Annotated in this window: 16 protein-coding genes and 1 tRNA gene; 7 read left to right on the forward strand and 10 right to left on the reverse strand. The window is 48.7% G+C overall.

Annotated elements, in window-relative coordinates; all coding sequences use genetic code 11:
* Positions 1-2 precede the first annotated feature (2 nt).
* Complete coding sequence (locus RQP18_RS11920) at positions 3-1,433, reverse strand: amidohydrolase (RefSeq protein WP_342387904.1); 1,431 nt, start codon at positions 1,431-1,433, stop codon at positions 3-5.
* Positions 1,434-1,704: 271 nt separating this feature from the next.
* Between RQP18_RS11920 and RQP18_RS11925 the strand changes: the two genes are divergently transcribed.
* Positions 1,705-1,777 (forward strand) — tRNA-Ala (locus tag RQP18_RS11925).
* 48 nt (positions 1,778-1,825) lie between these two features.
* Here RQP18_RS11925 and RQP18_RS11930 read toward each other — a convergent pair.
* Entirely contained in the window at positions 1,826-2,209 is a 384-nt protein-coding gene (locus RQP18_RS11930) for a VOC family protein (protein WP_342389407.1), read from the reverse strand.
* 190 nt (positions 2,210-2,399) lie between these two features.
* Between RQP18_RS11930 and RQP18_RS11935 the strand changes: the two genes are divergently transcribed.
* The 3 genes from RQP18_RS11935 to RQP18_RS11945 are packed head-to-tail and all read left to right on the forward strand — an operon-like array spanning position 2,400 to position 6,684.
* On the forward strand, positions 2,400-3,833 hold the full coding sequence (locus tag RQP18_RS11935) for a sodium:solute symporter family protein (protein WP_342387905.1): 1,434 nt from the start codon (positions 2,400-2,402) through the stop codon (positions 3,831-3,833).
* Entirely contained in the window at positions 3,830-5,434 is a 1,605-nt protein-coding gene (locus tag RQP18_RS11940; RefSeq protein ID WP_342387906.1) for an amidohydrolase, read from the forward strand. The genes RQP18_RS11935 and RQP18_RS11940 overlap by 4 nt, the downstream gene beginning before the upstream one ends.
* A 38-nt stretch (positions 5,435-5,472) precedes the next feature.
* Positions 5,473-6,684, forward strand: a complete 1,212-nt coding sequence (locus tag RQP18_RS11945) for a DUF819 domain-containing protein (protein ID WP_342387907.1) — start codon at positions 5,473-5,475, stop codon at positions 6,682-6,684.
* 105 nt (positions 6,685-6,789) lie between these two features.
* Here RQP18_RS11945 and RQP18_RS11950 read toward each other — a convergent pair whose 3' ends face one another.
* Positions 6,790-7,932 (reverse strand): 5-methyltetrahydropteroyltriglutamate--homocysteine S-methyltransferase, encoded by a 1,143-nt coding sequence (locus RQP18_RS11950; protein WP_342387908.1) that lies wholly within the window; start codon positions 7,930-7,932, stop codon positions 6,790-6,792.
* Positions 7,933-8,176: 244 nt separating this feature from the next.
* Positions 8,177-9,721: an L-glutamate gamma-semialdehyde dehydrogenase gene (pruA, locus tag RQP18_RS11955; RefSeq protein WP_342387909.1), complete on the reverse strand. Its 1,545-nt coding sequence runs from the start codon at positions 9,719-9,721 to the stop codon at positions 8,177-8,179.
* Between the two features lie 428 nt (positions 9,722-10,149).
* On the opposite strand from pruA, the gene RQP18_RS11960 reads away from it, so the two are divergent.
* The gene (locus RQP18_RS11960) at positions 10,150-10,728 is read left to right on the forward strand and encodes a hypothetical protein (RefSeq protein ID WP_342387910.1); all 579 of its coding nucleotides are present in this window, start codon (positions 10,150-10,152) and stop codon (positions 10,726-10,728) included.
* A gap of 279 nt (positions 10,729-11,007) precedes the next feature.
* Here the strand turns inward: RQP18_RS11960 and RQP18_RS11965 are convergent, their stop codons facing one another.
* On the reverse strand, positions 11,008-12,099 hold the full coding sequence (locus RQP18_RS11965) for an NAD(P)-dependent alcohol dehydrogenase (protein WP_342387911.1): 1,092 nt from the start codon (positions 12,097-12,099) through the stop codon (positions 11,008-11,010).
* Between the two features lie 122 nt (positions 12,100-12,221).
* A complete protein-coding gene (locus RQP18_RS11970) occupies positions 12,222-12,455 on the reverse strand; it encodes a DUF2798 domain-containing protein (protein WP_342389408.1) in 234 nt (77 codons plus the stop codon).
* A 189-nt stretch (positions 12,456-12,644) separates the two neighbouring features.
* Here RQP18_RS11970 and RQP18_RS11975 point away from each other — a divergent pair, with 189 nt between their 5' ends.
* Positions 12,645-13,520, forward strand: a complete 876-nt coding sequence (locus tag RQP18_RS11975) for a LysR family transcriptional regulator (RefSeq protein WP_373446071.1) — start codon at positions 12,645-12,647, stop codon at positions 13,518-13,520.
* Positions 13,521-13,606: 86 nt separating this feature from the next.
* The gene (locus RQP18_RS11980) at positions 13,607-14,578 is read left to right on the forward strand and encodes a zinc-binding alcohol dehydrogenase family protein (RefSeq protein WP_342387913.1); all 972 of its coding nucleotides are present in this window, start codon (positions 13,607-13,609) and stop codon (positions 14,576-14,578) included.
* A gap of 108 nt (positions 14,579-14,686) precedes the next feature.
* Here the strand turns inward: RQP18_RS11980 and RQP18_RS11985 are convergent, their stop codons facing one another.
* The 4 genes from RQP18_RS11985 to RQP18_RS12000 all read right to left on the reverse strand — a co-directional run bounded on the left by RQP18_RS11985 (position 14,687) and on the right by RQP18_RS12000 (position 18,750).
* A complete protein-coding gene (locus RQP18_RS11985) occupies positions 14,687-15,391 on the reverse strand; it encodes an MOSC domain-containing protein (protein WP_342387914.1) in 705 nt (234 codons plus the stop codon).
* Positions 15,392-15,408: 17 nt separating this feature from the next.
* The gene (locus tag RQP18_RS11990) at positions 15,409-15,645 is read right to left on the reverse strand and encodes a hypothetical protein (protein ID WP_342387915.1); all 237 of its coding nucleotides are present in this window, start codon (positions 15,643-15,645) and stop codon (positions 15,409-15,411) included.
* 210 nt (positions 15,646-15,855) lie between these two features.
* Entirely contained in the window at positions 15,856-17,262 is a 1,407-nt protein-coding gene (locus tag RQP18_RS11995; protein ID WP_342387916.1) for an SLC13 family permease, read from the reverse strand.
* A gap of 3 nt (positions 17,263-17,265) precedes the next feature.
* Positions 17,266-18,750: a tripartite tricarboxylate transporter permease gene (locus tag RQP18_RS12000; RefSeq protein WP_342387917.1), complete on the reverse strand. Its 1,485-nt coding sequence runs from the start codon at positions 18,748-18,750 to the stop codon at positions 17,266-17,268.

An 18,750-nucleotide genomic window follows, 5' to 3' on the forward strand; every position in this document is an offset into this window, starting at 1 on the left:
GTTCATTTTTCGTTCAGCTTGGATGGCTGTACATCGGCGGGGATTGGATTCTTATATTCGTTCTTCAGCCTGAACTGCTCGAACTCGGACTTTATCTTATGCAGGTCTCCCTTCGATTCGAACAGCTGGACGCCCGTCTTGGCCATTGCCGACGCCGCACGCATCATGCCGCGGTTGGCGAAGTCGCTCAGCCCCTGCGTGGTCATCTGCCATGAATGGAGAGATGTACCAAGGGCCGAAGTTGCTGCAGAAAGCTGGGCTGTCGGCACTACCCAGCTGACATCCCCGACGTCTGTAGAACCAGGCAGAATGCCTTCTCGTCCTTCGTAGGGCGATATGGTATCTGCCAGATACTTCCCAGTGTACTCTTCACCCTCTCCGATGTAGCCGAATCCACTGATCGGCTCAAGGTAGTTGCGCTGCTCGGCTTCAGATAATGTCTTCCAAAGCTTCTCTGCAAATGTTTTCTCCCCGGCTTCCGGTTCTCCCCCGCCTGCCGCTTCAAGATTGGAATGCAGCAGCTTTTCAAGGTGACGGTTAGGGACGTAGTTCGAACAGCCTTTATCAAAATCGACGGTCACTTCGGTTTCTGTCATCATCGCCGCACCTTCGGCAATCTTCAGGACACGCTGATAGATTTCATCCACCTGATCCACCCGTGGTGCGCGGATGAGATACAGTACTTCTGCCTGCGCCTGTACAACGTTCGGAGAGATGCCGCCGGTATTCGTCACTGCATAGTGCATCCGTGCGTCCGGTATGACATGTTCCCGCAAGTAGTTGACACCTACATTCATCAGCTCCACTGCATCCAATGCACTTCTGCCAAGATGCGGTGTATGGGCGGCATGGGAAGATTTCCCCTGGAACTTGAAATAGACCTGATAGTTCGCAAGCGTAGAGAGGTCCATGATGGCGTTGACCGGTGACGGATGCCACGTGAGTGCCGCATCGACATCATCGAACACCCCTTCACGCACCATGAATGTCTTGCCGGAGCCACCCTCTTCACCCGGACAGCCGTAGAAGGTCACCCGTCCCGGGAGATCGTTCTCCTCGAGATACGCCTTCGCTGCGCATGCCGCCGCAAATGCCCCCGTGCCGAGCAGATTGTGTCCGCAGCCATGGCCGATATCCGGCTCCATCGGCTGGTACGCGGCCTCTCCCGGCTTCTGGGAGAGACCGGAGAGTGCATCGAACTCTCCAAGAAAGGCAATTTCTGGCCCTTCCGTTCCATATGATGCTGTAAATGCCGTCTCGATGTTCGCTACATTGCGCCTGACTGTGAAACCCTGATTCTCGCATTCGTCAGCTAAAAAACGTGCCGAGTCGTACTCCTCGAACCTTGTTTCGGGATGATTGAATATGTATGCACTGACTTCTCTGAAATAAGATTCATGCTCATTTAGATAAGCGGTTACAAAATCCTTCATGCACAAATTTCCTCCTCTTCGCTGGTTGATCACCCGACCTCGTGGTGGCAAGTTCCTTCATATATATTTATTCAGTTTAGGGTGAACACTTAAATATATTACAATCAAAATTCTGATATGTCTACAAGTTTTGAATTGTTTAACTACTCAACTAAAATGCACATTTTCCGGATATTTATACCAATTACAAATGCTGTATATTGATAAGGAATCGTTAAAATGGGGCTTGAATATCATAAGGGAATCGTATAGAATATGAATGTAGCAATCAGGGGCCATAGCTCAGCTGGGAGAGCGTTGCACTGGCAGTGCAAAGGTCAGGGGTTCGAGCCCCCTTGGTTCCATAAAGCAAACCGCACCTTCAATTATGAAGGTGCGGTTTTTTGTGCGGGCTATCCCCCATTCTCCATCACGGCAAAATAGTTCTCTTCATTATCTGCAAAGTTGAACGTCCTCTCGGATGAGAATGTTTCAATCTCTCCGACCTTCACACCTTTCTCCGAGAGCTTTTCATGCAACCTGTCGAGGTCTTCCGTAAAGAACATGAGCGAAGGTGTGCCAAAGTTCAGTTCCGGCGACAGTTTCTCGATGAGTTTCCTGTCATGCAGGATGATGCTGGTCTCCGCAGTCTCCGTCGGTTTGATTTCAATCCACTTCATATCGGCCCCTTCCTCAGATTCGGAAGCGACTATAAATCCGAATTTCTCCGTCCAGAATTTCCGCGTCGCCTCCTGATCATTCACATAGAGCATGACTTCCCCAATCCTCGTGAACATCTGCCTCTCCCCTTTTGTTAGTGATTTGAAATGCCCCCATACTGCTCTGCCACCGCTTCCCATCACTTCTATATTACCCATGCGCCACTCAAATCATTCCCACACCTGAACGGAATTATCAGGCAAGTTAGAAATTTCATCCGATATACTATATAATTCTAACCATCCTAAAAATCGGAGCTGATAGCCATTGGGTTGGTATATATTCTATTTCGTCCTCTATTTCATATTCATGCTGGGTATCGCAGCATTCTATTTCAGAAGAATTACAACGTATGAAGACTATCTGATCAGCAGCTGGAACACCGGCTTCTGGAAGATCACCGGCACCATCATCAGTACATTCTGCGGGGCGGCGGTCTTCATCGGCTGGGTCGGCCTCGGCTTCACGGTCGGGCTGTCGGGCTATTGGAAGTTCGCTTTCGTCGCCATCGTCTTCTCGCTGATCCTGATCCTTGTTTTCGCAAAACCGCTCAGACGCCAGCGCCTGATTACGATGGCAGACCTCTTCACGGTCCGCTTCGGCGGCAAGGCGGGCATCGTCCCTTCCATACTGTCCGCCTTCATCTATTCCGTGCCGACGACGGCACTCCAGATGGTCGGCATGTCGACGGTATTCAATATCACGATGGGCGTCAGCCTGCCGATGGGCATATTCATTTCATTCGTCGTCATCCTCATATTCACCGTCATCGGCGGACTGCCGGCGACGATTCTGACGGATGCCATCCAGTCCATCATCATCATCATCGGTGTCGTTGTCCTCGCCATCGTCACTGTGGCACATGTCGGCGGATTCGGCGCCCTGTTTGAAGCGAGTGCACCGGAGTATCTGAGCATCGCGGGTCCTGAAGGCTACGGGGAAATTCTGCTCTACGCCTTGTCGGTCGGTCCATTCTATCTGGTATGGCAGTCGACATGGCAGCGCATATTCGCAGCGAAGGATGAGACGGTCGCTGTCGGCGCCAATACGCTCGGCTTCGTCATCGCCGGACTGATCTCCTTCCTGCCCTTCCTGATCGGCCTCGCTGCACGCCAGTTTGTGCCGCTCGACATGGATCCGGATCTTGTATTTTCATATGTGACGGACTTCCTGCTGGCAAGTCCGATCGGTGGACTGGTCTTCCTCGGACTGCTTGCTGCACTCATGACCGGTGCCACATCGTTCATCCTGCAGGGATCGAGCAACCTGACGGTCGACTTCTACAGGAATTTCATCAATAAAAATGCCGGCGGCAAGCGTATGCTGTTCTTCTCGCGTGTATCCGTCCTGATCATCACGAGCCTCGCGTGCCTGTTCGCCTATACGGTGGAGGACATCGCAACGACCTACCAGTGGGCGCTGCGCCTGACGGCGACCGTCATCGTATTCCCCTTCCTTGCCGTCATGTTCTGGAAGCGCGTCACGAAGATGGGCGTATTCGTCAGCATGCTCGGCACCGCACTGCTCGTCCTTGCCTATCCGTTCCTGCCGATCGGCATGGATCACGCACTGTTCGGCTTCACTGTATCGATCGTACTGCTTGTCGGCGTGAGCCTCATGACGAAGCATGCACCATCGGAAACGGTACAGGCCGCCTATTTCGAAAAACTGCACAACCCTACATTGGAGGATAGACGATGAATACACTATTGATTAAAAATGCAAACATCATCGATATGGTGTTCGACACCCCATACTTCGGGGACATTCTGATCGAAGACGGAAAGATCGTGCATATCGATGAGGAGATCGCCGCGGGCGAGGAGGATGTGCTGGATGCAGAAGGCCGCTTCGTCCTGCCCGGCTTCATCGATACACACAGCCACCTGCTGCTTTACGGACTGTATAAATCGCTTGTCGACCTGACACCCGAGGCGGTGAAGAATGTATCGGACATACAGGCGGCGCTCAAAGCCCGTGTGGCGGAGACGTCAGCCGGCGAATGGGTCGTCGGCCATGGCTACAGCGAAATTGAGCTCGAGGAGGATCGCCATATTACGATAGAAGAGCTCGATGCGGTCTCCACGGAGCATCCGATCTATATCCGGCACAGTTCCGCCCATATGGGGGTCGCGAACTCCAGAGCCTTGGAAATTGCAGGCATCACAAAGGATACGCCGGATCCCGCCGGCGGTTATTTCGCACGGACGGATGGAAAGCTGAACGGCCTCCTATTCGAGCTGCCTGCAGTGGAGGTACTCCTCCCCCACCTGCCGAAGCCCACAAAGGAAGAAATGATCCGGGCGCTCGAGGCGGCGGAAGCGGACTACATCGAACGGGGCATCACCACCGCAACCGAAGCATGCGTCGGCCTCGCCCATGGGGCGGACGACTATGATGCCTTCACCGCCTACATCCGGCAGGACAACGAGCTGAAGCTCCGGCTGATGATCGACTATCATCTGCTGATGGACTCGGAGGCGCTCAAGGGACTTTCATTTTCGGAATTAAAGGAAAGGATAGAGGCACTGTCTGGTGGCCAGTGTACACTGGATAGCGCGAAGTTCTTCCAGGACGGTTCCATCCAGATCAACACCGCTGCACTGACCAGGGACTATCATAATGTGGCGGACAAAAGCCACATCATCATTCCCCAGGAGAAGCTCGAAGCACTGTACCTGGATTTCGCCGGGCGGGGCTATCCGCTCACGACCCACGGCAATGGGGACGCGGCGATCAAATCCATCATCGAAGCCTACAGCAAGGTCGATGCATTGCCGGAGTACGGTGCGGTGAAACGCATAGAACATATCCAGACAGGGGAATATGGGGATATAGAGGCGATGAAGGCGCATAACATCGACGGTTCATTCTTCACGAACCACATCTACTATTTCGGAGACAAGCACTACGAGCAGTTCCTTGGACCGGAACGTGCCGAGAAAATGGACCCGGCACGCTGGGCGGAAGATCTCGGCGTGCTCTATACACTCCACTCCGACTGTCCGGTGACGCCGATCTCACCGCTCGACACCATACGCATCGCGTGTGACCGCGAGACGAAGAGCGGCAGGGTACTCGGTGAGGACATGAAGCTGACGCGCTTCGAGGCACTGAAGGCCATGACCGTCAGCGGTGCGAAGCTCAACCGCACGGAGGACCGGAATGGCACCATCGATATCGGCAAGGATGCCGACCTCATCATACTCGATGAAAACCCGTTGGATACGGATATCGTGCTGACAGACCAGCTCATCCATTACACATTCATCGATGGCCGGATGGTCTACAGAAAATCATAGGATGTACTATAGGGAAATAGAACAAGGGGGATTTATACATGGACACATTGATTTCACCTGACGAGACGTGGCTGTTATGGGCATTTCTCGTTGGTTGGGCAGCAGCGTCGATCTACCTGGAACAGCGCTTCGAATGGGCTTCCAAACTCTCCGGAGCCATCGTCGCACTGGTCGGGGCGATGATCCTGGCGAACACCGGTGTCATCCCCATCGAGTCACCGGTCTATGATGCGGTATGGAGCTATGTCGTGCCCCTCTCCATCCCGCTGCTCCTGTTCCAGTCGAACATACTTAAGATCTGGCATGAGAGCGGCCGGCTGCTGATCATCTTCCTGATCAGCGCCATCGGTACCGTCGCCGGTGCCATCGTTTCATTTACATTATTGAAGGATCTGATTCCCGGACTGCCGCATATCGCAGCGATGATTTCAGGATCATACACCGGCGGCAGCGTGAACTTTGCCGCCTTGGCGACGCGGTTCGATGTACCCGGCGAGACGGTATCCTCTGCAGTCGTTGCAGACAACCTGCTGATGGCCGTCTATTTCCTCGTACTCATCGCCCTCCCGGCTTTCGGATTCTTCAGGAAAAGATTCGGGACGCCGCACATCGATGAAGTCGAATCCCGGGATGAAGTGGACAAGACGGCCGCCGCTTCCTACTGGAAGCGCAAGGAGATTTCATTGAACGATATCGCGCTCGCTGTCGGAACTTCATTCGTCATCGTCGCGGTATCCTTCAAGCTCGCCGAGACCTTCAGCAACCTGATCCCGGAGGATGCGAACATCTTCCTGACGATCCTCCGGGCGATCATCGGGGACAACTACCTGATGCTGACGACATTGACACTGCTGCTCGTCACACTCATACCGAAGTATTTCGAACGGATCAACGGTGCACAGGAAATCGGTACATTCCTGATCTACATCTTCTTCGTCGTCATCGGGGTGCCCGCTTCCATTCCATTGATCATCCAGAACGCACCCCTCATCCTTCTGTTTGCGGCCATCATCGTATTCATCAACATGCTTGTGTCGTTCTCGCTCGGGAAACTGTTCAAGTTCGATCTCGAAGAAATCATCCTCTCCAGCAACGCCAATATCGGCGGTCCGACGACGGCCGCCGCCATGGCCATCTCCCGGGGTTGGACGAAACTTGTCGGTCCGATCCTGATCGTCGGTACACTCGGATATATCATCGGCAACTATATCGGGACCGCACTCGGCTTCTGGTTCAGCAGCATGATATAGGGGAAGTTGGGCGGTTTGATTGTCACTCGTGACATCAGCCAGTGACGATTAACCTGATAAAACAGACAAGAGGTGGGAAATCATCATCGATTTCCCACCTTCTTTTTATTTGTCCCAGACTTCTTCTGCGACTTCACGCACGAGGCGCAGTTTATTCCACTGCTCTTCTTCGGTCAGGAGGTTGCCCTCTTCGGTAGAGGCGAATCCGCATTGCGGGCTGACGCATAGCCGTTCGATCGGCACGTACTTGGAGGCTTCCTCTATGCGCGCCTTGATTTCTTCTTTGTCTTCGAGCTCTGCGACTTTGGAGGAGAAGAGGCCGAGGACCACGTGTTTGTCTTCGCTGACATTAACCAGCGACTCGAAACCGCCCGAACGCTCGGTATCGAATTCCAGATAGTAGGCGTCCACTTTCTCATCGCCGAAAAGGATTTCAGCCACAGTATCATAGGCACCGGAAGAGGCCCATGTGGAATGGTAGTTCCCGCGGCACACATGTGTCGTGATGGCGAGGTCTTCCGGATGCCCTTCGATTGCCTTGTTGTTGAGGGAGACGTAAAGTCTGCTCAGGCTTTCCACCGTTTCATCCGTATTCTTGCTTGCCCAGTCCCAGTAGCCTTCATCCACCAGCATGCCCCACGTGCAGTCATCAAGCTGGACGCTGCGGCAACCGGCTTCATACAGTTCACTGATGACTGTCTGATAGGCTGAGGCAATATCTTCAATCAATTCATCCGCATCCGCATAGATCGCTTTCGTCGTTTCTACATTTTCCGGGCGCTGCAGTTCGGCAAAGAACTGTGCCGGTGCCGGAAGGGTCTGTCTCGCGATTACCTCCTCATCCGCAAACTGCTGGATGAACTTGAAATGCTCGACGAATGGATGGTTCCCGCCGCTGATTTTCCCTGTCAGCCGGGCGGATTCTGCACGTGTCTCTTCGTGTTCGAATTTATATCCATTATCCACATCCACCTTCTCCGCGCCGTTCAGGCCCCACATGAAATCGAGGTGCCACCAGGAACGGCGGAATTCACCGTCTGTGATCGCCTTGAGCCCGAGCTTCTTCTGCTTTTCCACAAGATCGTGGATTGCTTCGTCTTCAATCAGAGTCAATTCCTCGCGTGTGAGCCTGTCCTCCTGATACGCTTTCCGTGCCACTTTCAATGTCGCCGGTCTCAGGAAACTGCCTACATTATCAAACCTGAAAGGTGTTTCCTTACGTGTGCCCACTTTATTGATTACTGCCATCCTCAACCACTCCCTGATACGTTTATTTGATAGCTTCATGTTAGCATGACGGAGCTGATATAAGATAACTGATAATTTTCATGGTTGGCTATAGCTTTTGGCTATGCACGCTTCAAATTTTCTCCCCCTCCTCCCAGCTTTGGAAGAGATGGCCTATTCTTCATATCCTGCTTCACCATAAAAAAATGCGGTGGATGACTTCTTCAGTCATCCACCGCATTAAAATTCCATTCGCATCAATATTCTAGAACATCTCTGATACGACTTTCTGTTCGAGGAAATTCAGAAGATAGTCCGGGCTGCCGGTCTTCTGGTCGGAACCAGACATCTTGAAGCCGCCGAACGGGTGATAGCCGACTACAGCCGCGGTACAGCCGCGGTTCAGATACAGGTTGCCGACGTTGAACTTGCGGCACGCCAGATTCCAGTGTTCACGTGTATTCGTGATGACTGCACCTGTCAGTCCATACTCGGTGTTGTTGGCAATCTTCAGCATCTCATCGAAGTCTTCCGCTTTTGCGAATGCCACGACCGGCCCGAATATCTCTTCCTGCATGATACGTGCTTGCGGGTCCAGGTCTGCAAATATCGTCGGGTTGATGAAGTACCCTTTGGAGTCGTCGGTTTCTCCTCCAATTTTCAATTCGCCTTCCTCTTTGCCGATTTCGATATAGTCCTTGATCATGTCGAACTGCTTCTGGCTGATCACCGGCCCCATGTAGGTTTCATCTACAGGGTCCCCGATTGTCAGTTCCTTCGTCAGTTCAATGGATTTTTCCAGCACTTCATCGTAGACATCCTTGTGGATGACTGCACGGGAGCCGGCGGAACATTTCTGACCTGAGAATCCGAAAGCGGAATTGACGATTGCATCTGCTGCGAGATCGAGGTCCGCATCCTTATCAACGATGATCGTGTCCTTGCCGCCCATTTCCGTGATGACCCTTTTAAGGAACGTCTGGCCTTCCTGGACTTCAGCTGCCCGTTTGTTGATGCGTAGGCCGGTCGCTTTGGAGCCGGTGAACGTAATGAAGTGGGTCTTATGGTGATCGACCATATAATCCCCGATGACACCTGCATCACCTGTAACGAAGTTGACGACACCTTTCGGCACGCCTGCTTCCTCAAGCACTTCCATCAGCTTATAGGCAATCAGTGGTGTGCCTTCCGCCGGTTTCAGCAGTACGGTGTTCCCTGCAATGATCGGTGCCACAGTGGTTCCCGTCATGATCGCAAATGGGAAGTTCCATGGTGTAATCGTGACACCCGGCCCCATCGGCTGGTAGAAGTATTTGTTCTGCTCGCCTTCACGGTCAAGTGTCGGTTTGCCGTCTGCCAATTCCATCATGGATCTGGCATAGTATTCGATGAAGTCGATGCCTTCATTGGTATCGCCATCGGCCTCGTTCCATGGTTTACCCGCTTCATATACCATCAGTGCCGAGAACTCATGCTTCCTGCGCCTGATGATGGCCGCCACTCTGATGAGCAGCTCTGCACGGTCTTTCGGGTCCCATGCACTCCATGATTCGAATGCTTCTTCCGCAGCTTCCATCGCCTGATCGATATGCTCGGTCGTCGCTTTTGAAACATGTCCGACGACCTCGTCCTTATTCGACGGATTGTACGAAGTGATCTGGTCCTCCGTCTCTATATGTTCACCGCCGATGATGAGCGGACGTTTGACACCAAAATCATTTTTGACCTGTTCCAGGGCATCCCTGAACGCCTTCTTATTCTCTTCTTTTGTAAAGTCTGTAGCTGGTTCTGCACGATACGGTTGTACCATTGAATACTTCCTCCTTCATTTCACTTAATTGGATATTGAGATGATCACACTCCAAAAAAACGCTTTCATATGGAAGCGTCAGGAATACGATCAGAGTAGTGACCCTTCATAATGAATTTTATCTTATTTTTCAGGCAATTTAAAGCCTGACGGTCTATCAGCCCTTTTCCCCGGATTCCTCCTCCTAAAACTTACAAGTCAGCTCCATTCAACATGACCATTCGTATATTCAGATCCTCCATGAAAACAGGATGAATTTGAAAGGCATCCCGCTTCTGCACTTTCAAAAGCTCACTTACGTGATGCAAGCGGCTTGGAATAAATACTATTCACTTCTGCAAAAACGGTGACACTTTGGAAATATCCATTGATTTTGGAATTTTTTTGAAGTACGTTGGAATCCAACAAACTAAAGGAGATGTATTTTGATGAGTTTAAGAAAAGTTGTATTTGTCATGATGAGCCTGCTCATGTTCTCATCCCTGTTTTTCGAACCTGTAAAGACTTTCGCGACCACCAAAAGTTTCTCAAGCCCTCCCCAGACCATCAGCCATAGCGATGAAAAGGAACGCGCTCTGGACCAGAGCATCTATATCGACCTCGAGAATAGGACGGCTTCACTCGATAGGGCAAAAGCACTCCAAGGCTATGCGTTTACGGAGAAGGAACTTCAGATTGTTGAAGACAGACTGGGCAGCCTGACTGACGAAGAAGTACAACTGATGATTGAAGAAGCAAGTCCGGTCAGTGAAGACGAAGTGACAACCATGGTAGCACCGGTAATCGTATGGGGTGGTGTCGCCATACTCGGGATATTTACAGGCGCCGCACTTTATTTCTCATCAAAATACATGACACATGTGGAAAAACAGAACTTGATCAACAGATGCTATGATATGGGTGGCACACCATCATTGGATAGCGGTGACACTGGCGGCATGGGCGGTGCACCTAAGAAGGCCTGGTGGAAAATCTCCAATACGTATACATTTGAATGTGTAAAATAGAAGAATGAAGAGGTGATATAATGGATCTGCTCGATATATTCATGTGGGTCATAATACTCGTCATCGTCGTCAGCATCGGCATGATGGTCTATTCGACGGTAAAAGGAAAATAACGATGAAAGGGAGCATACCAGTCTGGTATGCTCCCTTCTTCACTCCGTCGTCTATCCGGCCTGAAAACTCAGGAAAATATATAGCATTCTACAAAAATGCCTGCATGATTCCAGTCCTCTCTCCTTGACTGGATCATCGAAAGGCCAGAGGGAAGGAGTATTCTTCTTACTCGGCAATCCTAACGACTGGTTTAATCGTGTCACCAACCTTTGAATCTTCGAATGCCTGGTTGATATCTTCGAAATCATAGAACTTCACCAATTTATCAAACGGGAATTTTCCTTCTTTGTAGTATTGCACAAGGCGTGGAATGTGAATTTGTGGTACCGAGTCGCCTTGCACTGTTCCAACTACATGTTTTCCCTCCATCAAGATATCATCTGTGAAGTTGATCGTAACGTCGCCACCCATGCCGACAACCGATACCGTGCCAGATACCCGTAACGCATGAATGGATTGTTTGATGACTGGTGTCGCTCCAGTTGTCTCGATGGCATAGTGGACACCGCCATCCGTAATTTCTTTAATCTCTTTTACTACGTCCACTTCTTTTCCGTTCAACGTATGTGTTGCACCCAATTCTTTTGCCAGCTCCAATCGGCTTTCATGAAGATCCACAACGATGATGTGTTTCAGCCCCATGATTTTAGCCGCCATGACCGCACTTAAACCAACTGCACCGCCGCCATAGATGGCAATCGATGTGCCCGGTTCAGGACGCAAGCTGTTCATGACAGTTCCACTGCCTGTCTGGATGCCGCAGCCTAATGGACCCAATAATGCCAAATCAACCTCTTTGTCCACTTTGACGACATTGTTTTTATTGGCAACAGAGTATGTTGCGAAAGACGATTGCCCAAAGAATGTGGAAACCGGGTCTTCATGTTGATGAATCCGATTGGAACCATCTTTTGCCTTCCCGCCAAAGTTAAGTTCCACTGTCCGTTCACATAAATTCTGATGGCCAGTCAAACATTGGCTGCATTCGCCACAATACGAATACGACAGAACCACATGATCACCCGGTTCAACATTTGTTACACTGGCGCCCACTTTTTCAATGATTCCTGCACCTTCGTGTCCTAAAACTGCCGGGAATGGAGCGCCTCTTCCATTGATTGATTCCGCGTCAGTATGGCATACACCTGTCGCTACGATCTTAATCAATACTTCATCGGCTTTCGGCTCCATCAATTCCACTTCTTCGAGCTGTAATGCTTCCTTGGTTTCATGTGCAACTGCTGCTGTAATCTTCATAAAAACCCTCCTATAAAATTAGAACATTTTAAAACTGCAACTGGTTCATCCCGGTTTCATTGTAATTGCATCTCCATTATTTCCACTTGGCCGTGAAAGTGTCTGGACACTTCAACTCTCCTCTAGCGTTTGTTTCTTTCGTCCACGTAACCTTTTTTGACAATCAATGGATTTTCTACGAAATGAATCCTTTTCATTATTTTTTTGATGACTATCGGGAAAAAGTAGGCACCAAAAAACGCACAGAAGAATGCTTGCAGCCAAGTTTTTCCCCATACATATACAAATTTTCCTGTATAGCCTGTACTCAGCGAGACTAATATAAAGGTGATGAAAACTGACATGGATAACGCCATTAGAAAGGCGAAAATGATATTTCGGTATTTGATGTCAACCTTTATTGAGAGCACCTCCCCCTCCGGTTGTCAGACAGTTTCTTATCCGACAACGACTTTGCTTTATATAGTATTCTATTTTAACATCAGTATATAAATAAATATAAGGAATGTTTATAATAGTACTATAAGTAATCCTAATGAAAGAGGATGAAAACAATGAATTCTTATCACGCCTTCATCAAAGCCCTCGAAACAGGGAGCTTTACAAAAGCAGCGGATGAGCTGGGCTACACTCAATCGGCTATAAGCCAGATGATAAATTCCTTGGAAAAAGAACTATCAACAACCCTCATTTTGCGTTCTCGCAAAGGAATTACATTAACACCTGACGGCAAAGAATTTTTGCCTTATATTAGAAGTATTTATAATTCCCAGCGTGAACTTGCGGAAAAATCGAAAGAAATGGAGGGATTACAGGAGCGTCTTATTCGAATCGGCGCTTTTTCAAGTGTATCTTGCCACTGGCTCCCCCCTCTGATTAAGGAGTTTAAACAGCAGTACCCGACTGTCCGTTTCGAATTGAAACAGGGGAACTACACGGAAAATGCCGAATGGATCAAGGAAGGCGTGGTGGATTTCGGTTTTACGGATTTCCAATCCATGCCAAACCTGACGTCCATTCCTCTGCAAGAAGACGAAATGCTCGTCATATTGCCACCAACACACCCGTTGAGCAAAGAGGAGCGCGTCCCGATGGAAAAACTGGCAAAAGAACCCTACATCCTTTTGGATGAAGGCACTGCCGGCAATCTTTTATCGGCCTTTCAAAGGAGCAACTTTGAGCCTGATATTGAATACCGGGTGTTTGACCCCTATACAATCATTTCCATGGTAGAGCAAGGGCTGGGCATATCAATCCTGCCCAAGCTTCTTTTGACGAATAATCCATATGATGTTTCAGCCAGAAAAATCTCTCCATCCTTTGTTCGGACAATCAGCCTGTCCTATAAAGACAAAAGGGTCCTTCCAATAGCGAGCAGATATTTCATTGATTTCATCATTGAAAGATACAGGGATATTTGAGGAAGTTTATAGATTCGGGAGCGCTCTATTGAGTACGATGACGATGTGGATATTTTCGAATCCCACAATTGAGGAGGACGTTCAATATGAAAGCAGTTGTACTGGAAAACCCCTGCTCAGCGCAGGAGTTGCACATCAGTGAGATACCTGTACCGAAGGTCAGACCAGGCTGGGTGCTCGTTAAAATAAAAGCATTTGGCATTAACCGGTCTGAAATATTCACCAGGCAAGGGGATTCTCCCTCTGTCAGACTTCCCCGGATTATAGGAATAGAATGTGTTGGAGAAATTGCCGATCCATCTGACAGCTTCTTTTTAGAAGGACAACGGGTAGTTTCTTTGATGGGCGGCCTGGGCCGTGAATTTGATGGCAGTTACGCAGAGTATGCGCTGATTCCCGCTACCCAAGTTTATCCTGTGAAAAATGATATGGACTGGGAGACTTTAGCAGCTGTACCTGAAATGTATTACACGGCTTATGCATCGACGATCGACGTCCTGGATTTAAAAGAAGATGACGTCCTATTGATACGTGGGGGCACAAGTTCAGTGGGACTGGCTGCACTACAGCTCGCAAAAAGCATAGGAGCAACCGTTGTTTCCACTTCCCGAAGCAAAAGTAAATTTGATTTGCTTAAGCAACATGGTGCTGATTTTGTAGTGACGGACGATGAACATATAAATGCTCAGCTTCATTCCATTTTTCCCAACGGTGTGGATAAAGTGTTGGAACTGGTTGGCACAGCCACTTTGAAGAGTTCCTTAAGCATGCTGGCTGAAAAGGGAATTCTATGCATGACTGGAATATTGGGCGGGGAATGGGTGATGGAAAACTTCGAACCTATGGTAGACATTCCTTCAGGAAGATATTTCACACAGTTTGATAGCGGGGCGAACTTCAAGGAAAGACTGCTTACAGATTTATTTGATCACATTGCTCGATATGATATTGAAGTCCCTATTGCCCAGGTGTTTACACTCAATGACATTCGCCAGGCCCATCTACTAATGGAGAGCAATCGTGCAAATGGAAAAATTGTTGTCATCAATCCGGAATAGAAGCTAAGGCTCAGATGATGGAAAAGATAGTGGATAGGCATTCATGAACTTCAAGGGAAAATAAACAAAGCGTGAGAACGGCCATATGCCTGTTCTCACGCTTTGTGGCTACCTGTTCGGTCCGAACACGCGCGGCTCACTGCTGCCTTCCCTGCCCTGCAGACGCTTGTTGAGCGTCTTTTTCCAGTTGTCGGCAAGATATCTGCACTCGCTGAGACTTTCGGCGAGGCCGATGTTGCCGGTCTGGTTGTACATGACTTCGTTGCAGGCCTCGATTGTCCATCCTGGGCATGGGTGGTCGACCATCTCGAATGCATCCCCCGCCTGGACATGCCCTTCCTTGAGCACTCTGAAGTACCAGCCGGTACGCCCGGTCTTCTGGATCCTCAGGGCAAGGTCGATGACCTTGTGGCGGCGGGCGGGTTTCCAGCATGGCCGTCTCGGCTGGGAGACCTGGACGATTGCTTCTCCGATCTTGAATGTATCCCCGAGACATATATTGGATTCATCCATACCCAGGACGGCGAAGTTCTCCCCGTTTCCACCGACTGGAATGTCTGCATGGAGTTCACGCTTCCATTCTTCATAATGTCTGACCGGATAGACGAAAACCGCCTTCTCGGGTCCGCCATGGTTCTTCCTGTCGGCCACTTCGTCGCCTTTAAAGCCCGTCTTGGTCAGATAGACGGAACCTTCCGCCGGCTCCTTGAAGATGCCACTCTCCCATTCCTGATCCATCTTGTTCTCCGCATCACTGTGTCCAGCCTTTTTGACTTTGCCGGTGAACAGCCTATATATTTTCCGATGTTCCATCTGACTCCCCCTCGTTTCTATTCGGTCTTCAACCGCCCAGCTTTAATATGCACGTCGATGATGGCATCGATATCGATCATTCTGACGATGCTGGTCAAATCCAGATGCATATAGATCCCGTCATACATGCTTTCAAACAGCAGTCCATTTTCATAAAGATTCTTGCTTGGCTCCGTAGATGCCCAAAACGGAAATGAATCTTCCTTCATCTTATGGATTAGCTGCTGTTCCGCTTCATTCAGGACAGACGCCATCGCTGCAACTTTTCCTTGTCCTTCAGATTCGCGACATGCATTTTTTCAATGTCTTTGTTTTCCATAAACATGCGATAAAACTTGTCGATGTTCATTGAATCACTCTATTCATTAAGAAAGTTGGTCTTTGAACTCCGTCAGCGTCCGGGCTTTCCAGGTCATTACTCTCCTTTTATAATATCACTTACTTCAATAAATCAAAGTGATATTCTACCAATAGAGAAATAGTGAAAGTATCGCTATGCCTGTCATGATCAGACTTGCACAAAGACCGATAAAGAATTGATCTTTGCTGCTCACCACTCCAGTTTGAAATGCGAGATAAACAGTAGGCGTATGGATGGGGAGGATGAGCATACTCCCTATAATCACAAATACCAGCAGCGAAAGCTGAAGGTCACCAACCCCAATCAGATCAGCATATGAAATTACTATAGGAAAAATAACAATGATTGCAGAGGAAGGCACGATAAAGAAAAATCTGAGTATGAAGATGATTAAAGAAAATAATATGACTTTGATTAAAATGCTTGTGTCTTCAGGTACTGCAAGCATCAATACTCTGGCCATGGCATCAGCTGTTCCATTTTCAGCCAGTAATATCCCCAATGAAAAAGACGTGCCGAGAAGCAGGAAATTTTCCCAGTCGAAACCCCGGATCATTTCGCTGGTTACAAGATTCAATTTGGGTAATGAAAAAACGACAATCAGCAGCAGGGGTGGAAGCAGTAACGGTACGGTGTCCTGATCAAACAGGATCCAAGCCAGAATCATCATGGCAAAACCAATCAATACAGCCCAAAACCTTTTTGTATATTCCACCTCTATGGTTTCAACCTTGTCATTTTTGCTCAAGTCAGTTGAAACCCTGTCTTTCCCGGCATGTTTCAAATAAGCCAACATCATCATGATAATTAAAATCGATCCTATCCAGATTGGGGGGACAAGCAGCAGGAACCATTCTGACCAGCCTATGTCCACAACGTCAAAGTCTCTTAAAAGCTGCACAGTGAGTACTGAAAATCCTCCCCCTGTAATCACAACCATCGTTCCTATCTGGTTTATCATGCCTATGACGAACATGCTGTATTTATGATATGTGCTATCATAAGAGAAGCCATACAACCTATTCAGACTGTCGACTAGAGGCTGAAGCATTTTAAACCTCGCTATGGCCGAAGGAAGTATAATCGGCAACAGTAGAATGAGTATTGGCAATCCTATGATACTTTTGACTATGCTATCTTTGCTGAACTTCTTTATCATCCCGGCAATCGACTGATCCACACCCACTTTAACAAAAACTTTACTCAATATGGAAAGTGCGAATATAAAATAGAGGGCTGAAGAAAGAAACCCTTGAAATGCCTCTTCAACTGTTCCCACCAGACCAAAGGCGATCATTAAAGCAAGTATGAGCAGACTTCCGGCTCCCACAGGGAGGGGAGCCATTATCCATATATACACAGCGACCATCAATAATACCAAGGTGAGTTGCTGCTGTTTTGTAAAAAAGGTCCCTCCCCCCGTATCAATAAACAATACGAGAGAAAGGACACCAGCAATAATTATTAAAGGAATCACATTTTTTAGATGATTGGAGTAAATATCTTTCATAAATTATGCCTTCTTTTTCCTTAATTTTAACAGCGGGAAGATAAAGGAAAGCACAGATAAAATAATCAACGTCAATGAAATCGGACTTTCCAAAAATATCATGAAGTTTCCATTTGAAATGGATAGGGACTGCCTGAACGACTGTTCCAGCATCCCTCCCAGTATGAATGCCAATATGAAAGGGGGGGCTGGAAAAGCGAACAGTCTCATCAGAAATCCAAGAACGCCAAACAGTACCAGCATATACAAGTCGAAAGTACTGAAACTGATAGCGTAGACACCGATCATACTGAACATGATGACCAAAGCAATCAGAAGCGGTCTGGGTATGTTCAATATTTTGGATATGTACGGAATCAGGGGCAGATTGAGCACAAGCAGAACAATGTTGCCCAGATACATGCTCGCAATGATACCCCAGAAAATTTCAGGACGTTCTACCATCAGCAATGGCCCCGGTTGTACACCCAATACCAGAAATGCACCAAGCAGGACAGCTGTTGTACCTGATCCTGGAATCCCTAAGCTGAGCAGCGGAACGAAAGCACCGCTTGTCGCAGCGTTATTCGCTGTCTCTGGTGCTGCCAAGCCTTTGACGGACCCTTTTCCAAATTCTTCAGGCTTTTTGGCAATCTTCTTTTCCATGATGTATCCGATAAAAGATGCAATGGTTGCGCCTGCACCTGGAAGTACACCAAGAAAGAATCCGACAAACGATTGCCGACTCATCGGACCGCGCATATCTTTGAATTCTTCTTTTGTAATTCTAAGTGAGCCAACATTTTGCTTTTCGCTTAATGAATCATCATGTCTTGCTATGATCAGTTTGCCTACTTCCGCTATTGCAAATAACCCAAGTGCGATGACAAGAAAATCTATACCTTCAAACAAATTAGCATTTCCAAAAGTAAACCTCTGTGTCCCTGTCTGTGGGTCAATTCCTATGGTCACTGCCATAAACCCGACTACGGCAGATATCAAGGCCTTTGTAGTAGAACCTTCAGACAGACTGGCTATAGCTGTCAACCCCAAGAGCATCAGTCCAAAGTAGGCGGGTGGACCAAAGGATATCGCCACACTTGCCAATGCAGGCGCCATAATCATAAGCAGGACCACACTTACTGTACCGCCGGTAAAGGATGCGATGGCTGCAATTGCCAGAGCCTTACCCGCTTTTCCCTGCTGCGCCATCGGATAGCCATCGAAAGATGTCGCTACCGTTCCTGATATCCCAGGTGCATTTAGCAGAATCGAAGACGTAGACCCACCAAATACTGCACCATAGTAAACCCCAGCCATCATGATAAGACCAGTGGAGGGATCCATACCGAATGTAATCGGAATCATTACTGCAATTGCACTGATCGGCCCCAATCCGGGTAGCATCCCGATGAACGTTCCGACCAATACACCAATCATGACAAACATGATTCCTTCCAAGCTGAAAGCTGTTTGGAAACCGGTCATAATTCCTTCTATTGAACCCAT

The organism is Salinicoccus sp. Bachu38 (assembly GCF_038561955.2).
Taxonomy (GTDB): Bacteria; Bacillota; Bacilli; order Staphylococcales; family Salinicoccaceae; genus Salinicoccus; species Salinicoccus bachuensis.